Raw genomic sequence first — 14228 nt, 5'->3', positions numbered from 1 at the left:
AGAGGAATCGTCGTTCAGGTGGGACGATTCACCGGATCACGATTGTCGTCATCCTCGGCGTGCAGAAAGATCACCCGCGGGTGCTCCAGCGGCGCCAGCGGTGGCGGCAATTCCGCCGGCTGCAGCGGTCGGAAGTTCAGCACCACATGGCTGATGTCACCTTCCTGATCGTTGTGGATGGTCATCACCCCCGGGGTGCGCAGTTTCTGCAAGCGGTCATCGCAAAGCCGGAAACTCTTGCTCAGCCCTTCGTCATCGACCACCGGCGCCGGCAATCGACGCTGGGCGAAGCTTCTGCTCTTGCGCTGCTGATAGCGCGCCCAGCCGATGAGGATCACAGCGTTGACCAGCGCCACCCACAGGTAGATCTGCAACGTTCCAAGAGCTTCGAACGCCGAGTTGTCGATTCGCGGGCCTCCGGCGTGAGTCTCGATCAACGGCCACAGCCCACGTATCAGCAGAAACAGCAGGCCGACCCAGGCCACTACGGTGAGGATCACATCGACCACCACCAGGAAGGGTCGCTGGCGGGTCCGGATGATTTTCATTTGATGACCTCCTCTTCGTCGTCCCCGACCGGCTTGATGCCGCGATCAGGACTGACCCAGCGCGCACGCTTCTGATGTTGACCAAACAACACTTTGGGAAAACTGACCAATGTGGTGAGCAGACTGACCAGCCAGAAGGCGATCGGGTACCAGACCACCCAGAACATGGTTCTGCCCAGGCCCGGCTCGTAGCGTCGGTCGATAATGATGCTGACAGCGAACTGCACCAGGCAGACGAAGGCCAGCAGCAATCCGGTGAACGCCGGCGGCATCAGGTGATGCACGGCAATCGATTCCGGCATGACCACGAACTTGCCCACCGCCCAGAAAATCACCGACAGCAGGAAGGTGAAGGCCCAACCGGTCGACAGGCAGTATTCGAACAGCAGCGGCCACAGGTAACGATGGCGGTATTGCCAGATCCCGCGAATGTTCTTGAACAGCACCTCGGCACCGCCCTGGGCCCAGCGCAGGCGCTGCTTCCACAGGCCACGCAGGGTTTCCGGCATGAGGATCCAGCACAGCGCCCGCGGCTCGTAGAAGATGCTCCAGTGATCGAGCTGCAGCTTCCAGCTGATGTCGATGTCTTCGGTGATCATGTCCGGGCTCCAGTAGCCGACCCGGTTCAACGCGGTACGGCGGAACGCGACGATGACGCCGGAGACGGTAAAGATCCGTCCGAACACCCGTTGCGTGCGCTTGATCAACCCGATGATCGACGAGAACTCACCGACCTGCACCCGCCCGACCAGGGTCGAACGCGTGCGAATCCGTGGGTTGCCGGTCACGGCGCCAAGCCGCGCGTTATCGAGCATCGGCGCCACCAGATAGGCCGCGGTGTTCGGCGCCAGCAGCGCGTCACCGTCGATGCACACCAGATATTCACTGCGCGCAGCAATCGCGCCCATGCGCAGGGCCACGGCCTTGCCCTGGTTTTCCGCCAGATGCAGGACTCGCAACCGTGGGTCTTCCTGGGCGAGCCGGTCGAGCACTTCGGCGGTGTTGTCCTTGGAGCCGTCGTTGATCGCGATGACCTCGATGTTCGGGTAGTGCTGGGCCAGCGCCGCGTGAATGGTGTCAGCGGCGTTTTCGCCTTCGTTGTAGCAAGGAATCAGAATCGAGATCAGCGGCTCGCCTTCCAGTGGCGGCGGCAGGGTGTCGTCCTGCCACGGCCAATGGCGTTCCCAGTGCAGCCAGAAATACAGGCCGCCGGCAATCCACAGGCCGGACATGAACAACGGGTAGAAGAACACGAAGTCCATCAGGAACTGCCCGGTGACCAGGAAGATCAACCCCAGCGGCACGCCGAGGACGAGCGCCAGAACAAGCAGGGCTAACAGTCTATCCAGCATGTCATGGGTTCCATTTGTTGGAGAGCGCAGGCCTTACGGTTTTCAGGTCCGGCAGGTTGTCGAGGAAGTTGTCCGGGTAGTAGCCGAAGCTGGTCGCGCCCTGACGCTTGAGCCGGCCCATCCAGTCGGCCAGTTGGGCGCCGTCGATGTCGGCCTGGTCTTTTTTCGTCCAGTCGCGGGCCTGCAGTTCGAACACCGTGCGATCCAGTGCACCGGGGCGCTGCTTGATCTTCGCCACCAGTGCTTCGAGCCACGGGCCGGATTGCGCCTGGGTCTGTTTCTCCATCAACGGCATGGCCATCGGCGCCGTCCAGTCGTAGGTCACGAGGAAGTCGTCGAGGTTCTGCGCAAACCAGGCTTCGCTGTCCGGATTGAGGATCGGTTCGGCGAAGATGTTGCGTGCGGTCAGCACCTGCGGGCCACGGATCGCCCGGACCTTGGCGGTCAGTTCATTGGTGAAGTCGATCAGGTATTGGCTCTTGAAGCGCGTCCAGCGCTGCAGAGCGGCCGGATCCTCGCGCAAAGCGGCAATCGATCCCGGCAAACCCTGTGCGGCGTAGGCTTTCAAGGCCTGCGGACTGGCGTCTTCGAAGTCCGAGAGCACCGCGTCGTCGTGATAAAGAATGCCGTCAACCGAGGTCAGGCGCGCCACGTCTTCGTAGATCTCGCCAATGATCCGCCGTACTTGCGGATCGAACGGCGACAGGCGCTGATACTGATCCGGATCGACCGACGTGGTACCGGTCTTCGGATCCCAGCGGGTCACGCGCGGCAGCTTCGAGTCGAGGCCGAAACTGAGCACCGGCATCCAGGCGAACACCTTCACATGGGCGCGGGTGCGCAGTTGCCAGGCCACACGGTCGAAGATGTCGGCGCGCACCGGCAGGTGACGGTTGGGGAAGTACAACGAGTGCACCAGCCCGTCCCCCTTCGGATCAGCAAAGGCTTGCAGGAACACCGTGTTGGCGCCCATGTCGGCCATGCGCTGGATCAGCTTGCCGAGGTTGATTTCCTGCTGCGCCGGATCCGGGTCATAGACGTTGTCGAGATCGACGTGGACCACGCGCATGGTGAAGTCCGACTGCACCCCGACGACGCTGTTGGCGAAATGCTCGCCGTCAGGATCGGAGGCCACCAGGAAGCGCGGGCTGCTCATCAGGTTGTCGAGGGCGTCGAGACCATCGTCCAGGGTCAGGGCCATTTCGTAGCCCTGCTCGCCGACCACGGTCAGCGAAGTGCCGTCCGCCGTGCCGTACGGCCAGACCCAGATGCGCGGCTTCTTGCCGGTGACCTTGCGGATCTTTTCCGAGATGGTCGCGACGTCGTTGCGGATCCGTGCGCGGAAATCCTCTTCGGACTCATAGCGCTTGGTGACCGGATCGTAGCGACGAGTCGCCGCCGCTGGCTGCATGTTGCCCTGCGGGTTGGCAAGGATGCCTTTGTGACTGGCGTCGGTGTGCGCGGCGATTTCCACCAGCCCCGATTGCGAGATCTCGCGCACCTGGTCCCAGGTCAGGAAGTCCGAGCGCGCTCGCGGCGCACCGGCGAAATCCACGGGTTGATTCAGAGGGGTATCGATCCAGGTGCCCACCGGCGCCAGCAAGGCGTGCCAGTTATAGGCGCGCAGCACCGGCAGCACGCGGGTGTAGAAGCTCGAATAACCGTCGTCGAAGCTGAGCAGGATCGCTTTGGGCGGCAGTTCCGGGCCGCCCTTGCGTGCGGCCATGATCTGATCGACGGTGACCGGCTTATAGCCGTTCTCGCGCAGCCACGCGAGCTGCTCGATCATGCGCTCGGTGCGCACGGCCACCACGGCCTGATCGGGGTCGCGGTCTTCGACATCGTGATAGGCGATGCCCAGCACATGGTTTTTCGGCCATGGTTTTTCATTGGCCGCCACCGGACGTTGCGACGGCGGCGCGAAGGCCGGGGCTTGCTGGGCGCAGGCGCTGATCAGCAGCACTCCCAGCAGAAGGATGAAACGCGTCATCAAAGGCATCTTCAAACTCTTCTAGAAGCGGAAAGTGAGGTCGACGAGCAGACGCAGATCGGTCTCCCGATCACCGTCGTAGGGCCGGTTGATCACACTGAACAAACCGCCCACCTCGAACACGTCGTTCCAGGCATAACGCTGGCCATAACCGAGCATCGCCATGCCGCCAGTGCCGTAATCACGCTGGCTGTAAGTGCCCGCGCCGGCCTGGAATTGCTGGCTCCACGAGGTTTCGTAACGGTGGTAGAGCACATGGTTGACGTTGACCGTCGGCATGACGCTGAAGTCCGACTTCGGGTTGAAGTACGGCACGTCCTCGGACAGGGAGTTGTGGCTGGTGCCGACTTCCAGACCGGCATCGACCTGCACGTTCGGCGCGCTATAAACGCCCTCACGTCCAGTGAGCAAGGCTTCGACCCGGTTGTTGCCGTCGCTGAAGTGCGATGGGCTGACGGAGAATTTCCACTCGCGGCTCTCGTTGGCGCGCCAGCGAATGAATGCGTTACCGCCGTTGGCCTTGATGTCGCTGTTGAGCGCACGCAACGGCGTCTCGGCCGACAGATAGGCGAAACTGCCGCCGTACTGCCAGTGATCGTTGATGTCGCGGGCAATCGCGATGCGCGCGCCCTGTTTGGCGCCGTAACCGTAGTCGTGGTTGGAGACTTCGGCTTCCAGGCTCATGTCGCGGGTACGCCGTTCCAGGCCAACGCGCTGGAAGCGGTCGGTGCCGGTGCCTTCGGCAAAGTCACCGGTGGCATAACCGGCACCCACGAACACGCGCCAGTCTTCATCGATTGGCGGGCTGTAGAGGGTGCTCTGGATACCGAAATCACGGCTGCCGCTGACCGCACCGGCACCGCTGTTGCCGCCGCCATTGGCCTTGCCGCCGTAGGCTTCGACGCGCAGTTCGGACATGTCGTGGACTTCGCGCTCACGGGCCGCGCGCTGCACCTGACGGTTGTCCGGGAAACGCTCGACCACGTCATCGGTCAGCGCATCCATCTGCCGCCATTCCTGCAGGGTCATCGCGGTGCGCGCCTGGGCCACTTCAAGGCCCATATCGCGGGGCACCATGCTCTCGGTTTCCTTGAGCTGGGTTTCAGCGCGGCGTGGCCACTGCCGGGCCAGATACAGGTCGGCCTGGGCCAGACGCAGGCCGACGTTGCCCGGTGCCTGATCGACCAGTGTTTGCAGGCGCTCCTCGCCGTGGGGCAAGTCGGAGCCGTAGGTGCCGGCCTGCGCCGCGAGTTGCTGGGCGTCCATCCATTCGTCGTTGGGGTTGCCGATAGGCAGGCCCTTGAGTTCGACCCGCGGTTTCTGGCTCCTGGCCAGATCCTCGGCGACTTTGCGCGCCTCTTCGGCGCGGTCGCTTTCCAGCAGCGAGTAATACAGCGCCGTGCTGTCTTCGAGGCGATCGCCGGCATCGGCGTCCGGCGCCGACAGCACCTGACGATACAGATCGGTGGCGATTTCCGGCTGGCGCTGATCCAGGTACGACGCCGCCACCCAACGCAGGGCGTAGGTCGGAATCTTCACGCCTTCGGCCTGCAGCTTCTGATACTCGCTGATGACATCCGCGGTGCGCGCGCGGGCCTTGAGCGCGCCCATGCGGTCGATGCGCCAGCGGGTCACGTCTTCGTGGGCACTGGCATCCGGGGTCCAGGTGGCAAGCAACTTGTCGTAATCGGCAAGCGCGCGGTCGGCAATCACGTAGCGTTCTTTTTCGCTGCGCGAGGCGAATTCCGCCAGACGCACGCGCTCGGCGGCCAGATCGCCTTCGAGGCGGCGCAGGGTCACCGGGTCGATCAGCCCGGGACGTTGATTGGCCAGACGCAGCGCCGGTTCCGGCAGACGCGCCTTTTGCAGGGCGACCACGTATTCACGGGCGACGTCCGGCTTGCTGCCGGCGCGGATGAACGCTTGATCGTATTCAAACAGGGCGTCGTACTGCTTGCCGGCGCGGGTCAGGGCGTAGCCCAGCGCGAGACGACGGGAGGCATCATCCGGTTTGGCGGCAACCATCGCCTTGGCACGGGCTACGGCTTCGTCGGGTTTGCCAGAGTCCGCCTGCGTCAGGGCCTGCCCCAATTGCAGGTCGGCGTTGTCCGGTTCCAGGGCCAGGGCCTTGTTGTAGACCTGGATCGCCTGGTCCCAACGCTTGAGGTTGCGGTATGCACGGGCGGTGGCGGTCAGGGCCTGCACCGGCAGCGCCCGGTCACGGCCCTGGGTTTCATAGACCTGCACCACTTCGGCATCCAGGCCTGCCCAACTGGCGATCTGCAGGTGATCGCTGATCTGGCCGGTGGTCGCCTGGCCGGACGGCACCTGACGCAGTACGTTCAGCGCAGGCGTGGTCTGCCCGGCACGGGCGTCGCGCACCATCTGATCATAGGGCGTATCGGCAAACGCCAGTGCCGGCCAGAGCAACTGGCTGCACAGCGCGACGCGAAACAACGGGCGTAAACCACGATGTAGAACAGGCACATCAATACGCGGCATTCGTCAGCATCCTTACATGGCCAGCCGGGTCGCAATGCCCCCCTTGCCCATTAGTAACGGCGGCCGAGTCGAGAGCACTCGGCCAAGCTTAGTCAGGCAGTCTTGCATGCAAGCGTAGTCGAATATTCGGAACACAATAATTGTTCAGAATCGAGGTGCCGGCTCAGCCGAAAAGCCGAATGCCAGACAGCAAAACGCCCGGCGTCTGCGGGATACAGAGGCCGGGCGTTGCTATTTAGAACGCAGTATTACTGCACTTGCGTGACGCCAGCGAACTTGCTCATCAGGAAGCCGACGAACTGCTCAACGGTCATTTTCTGGCCGTTGAATTCCACCTGATTGGCGGCGTAATGCAGTTTGGTCACGACGTTGGTGCCGTCGATGGTCGCCAGCTGCGAACCGACCGCCATGCCGGAGAACATATCGGCTGCGCCGCTGGCCCCATCGACGATGGCTTTGGCATCAGTCTGACCATCGAGCTGCGCCTGCACACTGAGCAGATCGACCAGCATTGGCTTGGACACCTGGATATTCAGGTCCAGCAGCGCGATCAACTGCTTGCCCAGTTGATCCGGCGGCAGGTCCATCGACTGCGGTTTGGCCAGGTCGATCACCAGACTGGCGCGGCTTTCACCGTTGGCGGTCTTCAGCGACAGGTTTTCCAGGGCGATCTGAGGGCTGGCGCCCAGCAGTTTCTGCAGGTCAGCCTTGACCTGTGCCGACTCGGCTTCGGTCAGGTTCAGTTCCGGGGCTGGCAGGCCGGCTTCGGCAGCGGCCGCCGCTTCCTTCTCGTACGGTTGCAATTTGGTCTGGTAGACCTGCATCAGCGACATCGCCGACGGGATGTCGAGGTTCTTCAGGCTCATGGCCATGCTGGCCGAACCGATTTTCTTGTCGTTGAGAGTGACTTCGCCGACCTGGTAGTCGGCGCGGCCGGAGGCGTTGGTGCCGTTCTCTTCGGTGAGGTTCTTCATTTCGAAGCTCTTCACGCCGAGTACCGACTGCTTGGGCCCGAAGGTGGTTTTGCTGTTGGTCAGCTCGAGGGTGTTTTCCCCGGTGTAGTAGCCGTAGCTGCTCTTGGCGAGGTTGCTGGCCAGGGTCAGACCGTTGAGTTCGACCTGCACAGGCGCCTGGTCTTGCGCCACAGTGACCAGTTTCAGGCTGTCCATGTAACCGTCAGCCTTGACCTTCTGCGCCTGGGCACTGGCGGAGATGTTCATGGTCAGGCCGGAGAATTTAAGGCTCGACTGCTCATCCAGCGCTGTTTCGAACGGCAGCAGATCGAGGGTACTGGTGGTGGATTCGTCGTAGCCGATGCTGGTCACGCCTTTGAGCGGCGCGGCGCCTTTGGTGGCGGCAAACCATTTTTCGGTGGCCGGGCTCTTTTCCAGCTCGTAGTTGCTGGTGGCCATGACCGGCAGCCACTTCAGCGATACCAGACGCGAGAACGGCAGCGGGCCGTGCTCGATGTGGTCGACGAACAGCAGCTCGACCGGCTTGTCACCGAACATCTCGCCTTCGCCCTTGAGGCGGTAGTGCGCGGTGCTGGTGAAGGTGTGACGCTCCAGCGACACCAGTTCCAGCGACGCGGTGCCATTGGAGCCGGCCATCGCGGTCTGCAGCTCTTTGTTGGCGTTGGTGACGGCGTTGTTCAGCACGCCTTCGATCTTGGTCCCGGTATACCAGGCCCCGCCAGCGCTGATGGCACCGATGGCAACAACAATCCCGAGAAGCACGCCTGCTGATTTATTCATGAATGACCTGATCAATGTCCGTGGCTGAAAATGTGGTCGTCTTCCCTGAACCCGTGACCGGGTCGCGGCTCGACTCCGCTGAAATTAGCGGTGGAGATTAGCACTGGCAGCGCGAGGCGGCCCAATGTTTAAAGGTTAAAGAGTGTCTATGGGGAGAGTGGACAGCTGACAGGCAGGGAGAGTTGCAGTGTTTTTGAGGACGCTATCGCGAGCAGGCTCACTCCTACAATTGGAATGCGTTCCCCTGTAGGAGTGAGCCTGCTCGCGATAGGGCCACTGGATTCGCAAAAGATCAGGAATACTGCACCTCGATCTCGTCGAGTTGATGATCAAAACTCTTCAGCCGTGCGGTCCAGGTGTACACCAGCACTTCAAAGTCGCGATCGATCACCGCCCCGCCCGGCCCGTCGGCCCGGGGGTCGCAGAAATCCAGTTGATAGCGTTCACGGGCCATGGCCGTGGCGACATCCGACAGTTCGCGGGCATTGTTGAGCCAGTGCCAGCCTTCATCGGCAATTTGCTTGTCGAGTTCCAGGCACTGCTTTTTCAGGGCTTCGAGGCTTTTTTCCAGCGGCGTGCCGGTGAGTTCGCCCATGACTTCGGCGAAGGTGCGCCCCGGTTGCCAGTAGCTGCCCCAGAAGTAGCGGTCGAACACGGTTTCGACCCGGCGCAGGGCGACTTTGGTGTCCCAGATCAGCACCAGGGTCTTGCCTTGTTCAAGCTGTCTTTTCTTGACCCGCTGCACCTGGATCGACGCCCAGGCCACCACCACGATGGCCATCACCGCGATCAACGCGGTGGCGCTGTCGAGGAACACCATGGCCTTGTCGATCTGGTGGGCCAGCATGATGCCGTAGAAATAGGTGGCCGACAGCAGCACCAGCGCTACCAGGGCGCACCAGAAGCCGAGAGCGTAAGGGTTTTTCATTATTGGTTTCCCCTAGACCAGCGCTAGCAATGTGCGCTGGAAGGGCGCCGTGCTCGGGGCGCCCTTCCAACACTTCAAAGCATAGCAACGGCTTCAGGGTTTGCTGGCGCTTGAAGCTTGCGTTCGTCCGCTTTCCCAACCGCCGCCCAGCGCGAGGAACAAATCGATCTGGCTCATGGCGACCTGGGTGTTGGCGGCGGCCAGTTGCGCGGTGACGTCGGTGTAGGTGCGGGTCGCTTGCAGGTCGGCGAGGAACGACTCACGCCCGGCCTGGAAGAAGCGGTGGGTCTGGTCCGCCGCCAGTTTTGCCGATTGCTCGGCATCGGCCAGCGCATCGCGGCGTTGCAGCAGCGCGCTGTACTGGGCCAGGCCGGTCTGGGTTTCGCGAATGGCGTTGAGCACCACACCGTCGAAATGCGCCAGCGCGCCCTGGGTATTGGCTTCGGCTTCACGGATGCGTGCGCGAGCACCGTTGGTCGGCACCTTCCAGCTCAGCGACGGACCAAAGCCCCAGCGGTTGGTCGACGGATCGCCAAGGTCGGAAACGATGCCGACGGTTCCGATGGTCGCGCCGATGCTGATGTCCGGGTACAGCTCACCCGTGGCGATGCCGATGCCGGCTGTCGCGGCCGCCAGCCGACGTTCGGCCTGACGCACATCCGGCCGGCGCTTGAGCAGCGCCGCACCGTCACCCACCGGCACCAGTTGGGCGATTTTCGGCAATTCGGCGCAGGTGGCGGTGCCGGCCGGCAATTGATCGACCGGTTTCGCCAGGAGCATCGACAGGCGGAACAGACCGGCCTGACGCGCCGCTTCATAACGCGGCATGTCGGCGCGCAAGGATTTGAATTGGGTTTGCGAACGGGTGACCTGGGTTTCATCACCACGCCCGGCATCGCGCAGGCGCTGAATCAGCGTGGTGCCTTGCGATTGCAGGTCGAGGGAGTGCTGGGCGATTTCCCGTTCTTCGTTGGCGGCACACACCTGGGTGTAGGCACGCACCACGTCCGCCACCAGGGTGATGCGCGCGGTGTCGGCCGCCGCTTGCGTGGCATCGGCATTGGCCTTCGCCGCTTCGATGCCGCGTTGCAGCGTGCCCCACAGGTCGAACTGATAAGAGGCGCTGATGCCGATGTCAGCGACATTGGCCACCGGCACTTTTTCCGGCAGCAGGAACGCCTGACCGGATTCCTGCAAGCGCTGCGCGCCCATCTTCACCCCGGCGCTCCAGCCACCGGCCGCTTCGGCTTCATCGACCTGTGCACGGGCCCGCGACAGGTTCGCCGCCGCCACGCGCAAGTCGGTGTTGGAGGCCATGGCCTGCTGCACCAATTGGTCCAGACGCGGGTCGCGATACAACCGCCACCAGTCGGCGGGCACCGGCGCTGACACCACCGGTTTGCCCTCCACCGCCAGATCGCCCTGAAAGTCCTTGCGCTGCACCGCCGCGTCAGCAGGCAGTTGATAGTCCGGCCCGACCATCTGACAGGCCGAGAGCATCACGCCCAACCCGGCGATCATCAGGGCCCTGTTCATTGCGCGGGCTCCTGCTTTTGCTCGTCGATGATCGACACGGTGGCGGTACGTCCGGCGATCATGCGGAAGTCTTCCGGCACCTCGTCAAAGGCAATGCGCACCGGAATCCGCTGGGCCAGACGCACCCAGCTGAACGCCGGGTTGACGTTGGGCAGCAGATTATTGCCGCTGGTGCGGTCGCGGTCTTCGATGCCGGCGACGATGCTTTCGACATGCCCGCGCAGCCTGGCCTTGTCGCCGATCACGCGGATATCCACAGACTGGCCGATACGAATGCCGTCGAGTTTGGTTTCTTCGAAATAGCCGTCGATGTGGAAGGAATTGCTGTCGACCACCGACAACACCGGACGCCCGGCCGTGACGAATTCCTGCACACGTGGCGCACGGTCGTTGACGTAGCCGTCCACCGGGCTGCGGATCACCGAGCGGTCGAGGTTGAGCTGGGCGCTGTCCACCGCCACCAGCGCTTCGGCGAGCGCCGATTGCGCCCGGGCGACTTTCGACTGGCTTTCTTCCAGCTGTTCGGCCGGCACCAGATTGCCCAGGCCACGGTTACGCTTGGCTTCACGCTGCGCCTGGGCGAGGGTTTCTTCGCGATCGGCAACCGCCGCCCTGGCCTGACGCAGGGCCAGTTTGAAACGGTCCTGGTCGATGCTGAACAGCACTTGGCCGCGTTTGATCAACTGGTTGTCCTTGACCTCCACCTGCTGGATCAGCCCGGACACGTCCGGGGCGATCTGGATGATGTCGGCGCGAATGTGCCCGTCGCGGGTCCACGGCGCAAACATGTAATACATCACCATGCGCCAGACGAGGACGACGGCGAAAGTCACGATCAGCAGGGTCAGTACCACGCGACCGATAGTCAGAAACGGTTTTTTCATGTCATCAGGTATCGACTGAGTGAGTCCACGCCGTACAACAGCACGGCGTAGAGAGCCACGTTGAACAATGCCCGGTGCCAGACCAGACGGTAAAAGTGCACACGCGTGAGCACGCCGTGCACCAGCAGAAACAACACATAGGTGATGCCCATCAACACCAGCACGGTCGGCAGGAAAATGCCGCTGATATCCAGATCACCGATCATAGGGGCGCTCCATCGGGCAGCGGTTCTTCGGCATCGCTCGTGCTGACAAATTCCACGCCGGGCAATAGCGCCAGGCGCAGACCGCTCAAGGCATGCAACAGGTTTAGACGGGTTTCCTCGTCGCCGTGGCCTTTGAGCGCACGGCGCGCGCGGTCCATGGTCATCAATAAGGGGCTCGGCGCCGGCAAGCGTTCGCTGGCCTTCAGACAGGCGCGAAAATACTCGCCGACCTCGGCCACCACTTGTTGCAGCAGCGCATTCGGTGCACCGGTCACACGCGGGGTGTAGGCCAACAGATCGAGCAGGTTCAGGCCCACGCGCACTTCACGCATGGCGATACCGGTGTCCTGACCGGTCATCGCCAGTCGTGGCAGGTGCTGCATCAAGCGGTCGAGCAGTTGCACGCCCAATTGCCGGTGTTCGGCCAGGTTGGCCGGCTCGGTCATGTGCACGATGTCCTTCCAGCTGAAGCGGGTCAGGCGCTTGGCGGCCAGCTCGACGCCGAACGGGCGGGTGACCAGGGTCCAGATGAACGCGAACAGCAAGCCCATCGGGCCGGCCAGGTTGGAGTTCACGAAGGCAAAGAAATCCGCGTCGTATGCGCCCTGAATGCTGATGAACGATGAGGTGTTGACCAGCGTCAGGAGCATGCCGAGGTAGAAGCGCGGTTGCACCGTCAGGGTGCCGACACAGATGAACGGAATCGCAAACGCCAGCACCAGCATCGGGAAGTCGTGCAGGTTCGGCAGAATCAGAAACAGATAGAGGCTGGCGAACAGCACCGACATCCCGGTCCAGAAAAAGAACCGGTAGATCTGCGGCGCCGGGTCGTCCATCGAGGCGAAGAAACTGCAGGCCACCGCCGCCAGAATCACCGCACTACCGCCGTCCGGCCAACCGAGCAGAATCCACAGCACCGAGGCGACGATGATTGCCAGAATGGTCGATGTCACCGAATACAGCATCATCCCGCGGTCGAGAAACGGCGTCAGCCGCCCAAGGCGCCAGTGCCGGTAGACCGCGCGCCAGCTGTCCTGACGATCGCAGAGAATCGCGTCCTGCAGGCTGCGGCAGTCCTGCCACAGATCGATGAATTCGCCGAGGCGATAAATCGCGTTGGAGAACAGCAACTGCTTGCGATCTTCCAGCGCCTCGCAGCTCGGCTGCAAGGCCTGAAGCTGATCCTTGAGGGCCTGCCAACGCGCCAGGTCGGCGTCGTTATGGCCCAGCCACAGCTGGGTCGCGGTCAGCAGCGGGGCAAACTTTTCCACCAGTTCCGGCGTGCGCCGTTCAAGGGCGTAGAGCGAGTCTTCGAGGGCGTCGATCACCGGCAACAGGTGGATCATCCGCCCGCGCAATTCCTTGGTGTTGCGCACGGTTTGCGGACGGGCGCCTTCGTGAGGCAGCTGGCCGATCATCAATTCGAGACTGTTGAAATTCGCAACCATGGCCATGCGCAGGGCCGTGACCTGTTCCGGCTGCACATCGCGGCTGAGAAATTTCAGGCTGTAAGTCGTGGCATCGGCGAACCACTTGCCCACCGCGTCGTTGAACACTGGCGCCAGACGGCGCGGCCAGAACATCGCGCCGATCACCGCCGCGACGGCAATGCCGAGAAAAATCTCTTCGGTCCGTGCTTCCGCCACGTCCCACACCGCCAGCGGGTTATCCACCGTCGGCAAGGCAATCAGCGGCAGGGTGTAGCCGGCCAGCATCAGCGCGTAGTTATTGGCGGTACGCAGGTGCAGCGAGAGAAACAGCAAAATCCCCGTCCACAAGGCAATCACCACCACCAGCACATACGGACTCTGCACGAACATCGGCACGAACAGCACCGCCGCCGCTGCCCCGAGGAAGGTGCCGATGGCGCGGTACAACGCTTTGGAACTGGTCGGCCCGAGAAACGGGCTGGAGACGATATACACCGTAGCCATCGCCCAATACGGACGCGGCATTTGCATGAGCAAGGCGATGTACAGCGCAATCATCGACGCTGCAAAGGTACGGACCCCGTAGAACCAGTCCCGGGCCGGGGGAATGCCAGAGAAAAAACCGTTCAAGAATTGATCACCACAGGTGGATTGGCCGCCTCAAAAGCTCTCAGTACCCGAAGCGTAGCTTCCAGATCACTCTGGTCGATGCCTTCGAGCACTTCATGACGCAGACGTACCAGTTCGATTTCCACCGCTTGCACCAGCTCGCGGCCTGTGTCGGTCAGGCTCAGGCATTTGGCCCGGCGATCCTGCGCATCTTCGGTGCGGCAGACATAGCCGGCGTGGCACAACTGATCGAGCAGACGCACCAGCGACGGACTTTCCATCCCGGCCGCCTGCGCCACCTGCACCTGCCGCACGCCCTCGCCCAGCCGCCCGATCATCAAGAGCGGAACGGCGCAGGCTTCAGAGATGCCGTAGTTGACCAGCGTGGTCTGGCAGATCTTCCGCCAATGCCTGGCGGCCACCACCATGGCACTGCTGATGTTCATCTGGAGGGCGTCGAGGGAATCTGGCACGGGGAAATGCACACTG

The 14228-nt window shown here is 62.7% G+C and carries 11 protein-coding genes; all 11 read right to left on the bottom strand.

The annotated features are described in order from the left end of the window. Positions 1-14: 14 nt before the first annotated feature. Complete coding sequence (gene pgaD / locus J5M57_RS18975; RefSeq protein WP_169842716.1) at positions 15-548, bottom strand: poly-beta-1,6-N-acetyl-D-glucosamine biosynthesis protein PgaD; 534 nt, start codon at positions 546-548, stop codon at positions 15-17. Continuing rightward, entirely contained in the window at positions 545-1900 is a 1356-nt protein-coding gene (gene pgaC, locus J5M57_RS18970) for a poly-beta-1,6-N-acetyl-D-glucosamine synthase (protein WP_083367373.1), read from the bottom strand. Before pgaC ends, pgaD begins: the two co-directional genes overlap by 4 nt. 1 nt (position 1901) lies before the next feature. Beyond that, entirely contained in the window at positions 1902-3899 is a 1998-nt protein-coding gene (gene pgaB / locus J5M57_RS18965) for a poly-beta-1,6-N-acetyl-D-glucosamine N-deacetylase PgaB (RefSeq protein ID WP_207849352.1), read from the bottom strand. 12 nt (positions 3900-3911) lie between these two features. After that, the gene (gene pgaA / locus J5M57_RS18960; RefSeq protein WP_207849351.1) at positions 3912-6392 is read right to left on the bottom strand and encodes a poly-beta-1,6 N-acetyl-D-glucosamine export porin PgaA; all 2481 of its coding nucleotides are present in this window, start codon (positions 6390-6392) and stop codon (positions 3912-3914) included. A gap of 248 nt (positions 6393-6640) precedes the next feature. After that, positions 6641-8146: a YdgA family protein gene (locus J5M57_RS18955; RefSeq protein WP_207849350.1), complete on the bottom strand. Its 1506-nt coding sequence runs from the start codon at positions 8144-8146 to the stop codon at positions 6641-6643. A gap of 292 nt (positions 8147-8438) precedes the next feature. Beyond that, positions 8439-9074 (bottom strand): hypothetical protein, encoded by a 636-nt coding sequence (locus J5M57_RS18950; RefSeq protein WP_025113416.1) that lies wholly within the window; start codon positions 9072-9074, stop codon positions 8439-8441. Positions 9075-9167: 93 nt separating this feature from the next. After that, a complete protein-coding gene (locus J5M57_RS18945; RefSeq protein ID WP_207849349.1) occupies positions 9168-10610 on the bottom strand; it encodes an efflux transporter outer membrane subunit in 1443 nt (480 codons plus the stop codon). Then, positions 10607-11494 carry an HlyD family secretion protein gene (locus J5M57_RS18940; protein WP_083367379.1) on the bottom strand — a complete coding sequence of 296 codons (888 nt, stop codon included), beginning with the start codon at positions 11492-11494 and terminating at the stop codon, positions 10607-10609. Before J5M57_RS18940 ends, J5M57_RS18945 begins: the two co-directional genes overlap by 4 nt. Then, positions 11491-11700, bottom strand: coding sequence for a DUF1656 domain-containing protein (locus tag J5M57_RS18935; protein ID WP_207849348.1), 210 nt, complete (start codon positions 11698-11700; stop codon positions 11491-11493). The genes J5M57_RS18940 and J5M57_RS18935 overlap by 4 nt, the downstream gene beginning before the upstream one ends. After that, positions 11697-13760 (bottom strand): FUSC family protein, encoded by a 2064-nt coding sequence (locus J5M57_RS18930; protein ID WP_207849347.1) that lies wholly within the window; start codon positions 13758-13760, stop codon positions 11697-11699. The genes J5M57_RS18935 and J5M57_RS18930 overlap by 4 nt, the downstream gene beginning before the upstream one ends. Continuing rightward, positions 13757-14185 carry a MarR family transcriptional regulator gene (locus J5M57_RS18925; protein WP_007961473.1) on the bottom strand — a complete coding sequence of 143 codons (429 nt, stop codon included), beginning with the start codon at positions 14183-14185 and terminating at the stop codon, positions 13757-13759. The genes J5M57_RS18930 and J5M57_RS18925 overlap by 4 nt, the downstream gene beginning before the upstream one ends. Positions 14186-14228 lie beyond the last annotated feature (43 nt).

The sequence above is a fragment of the Pseudomonas sp. 86_A genome, from assembly GCF_017491705.1.
GTDB classification, from domain to species: domain Bacteria; phylum Pseudomonadota; class Gammaproteobacteria; order Pseudomonadales; family Pseudomonadaceae; genus Aquipseudomonas; species Aquipseudomonas koreensis.
The sequence above is the reverse complement of the archived record's forward strand: the minus strand, read 5'-3'. Positions and strand labels throughout refer to the sequence as shown.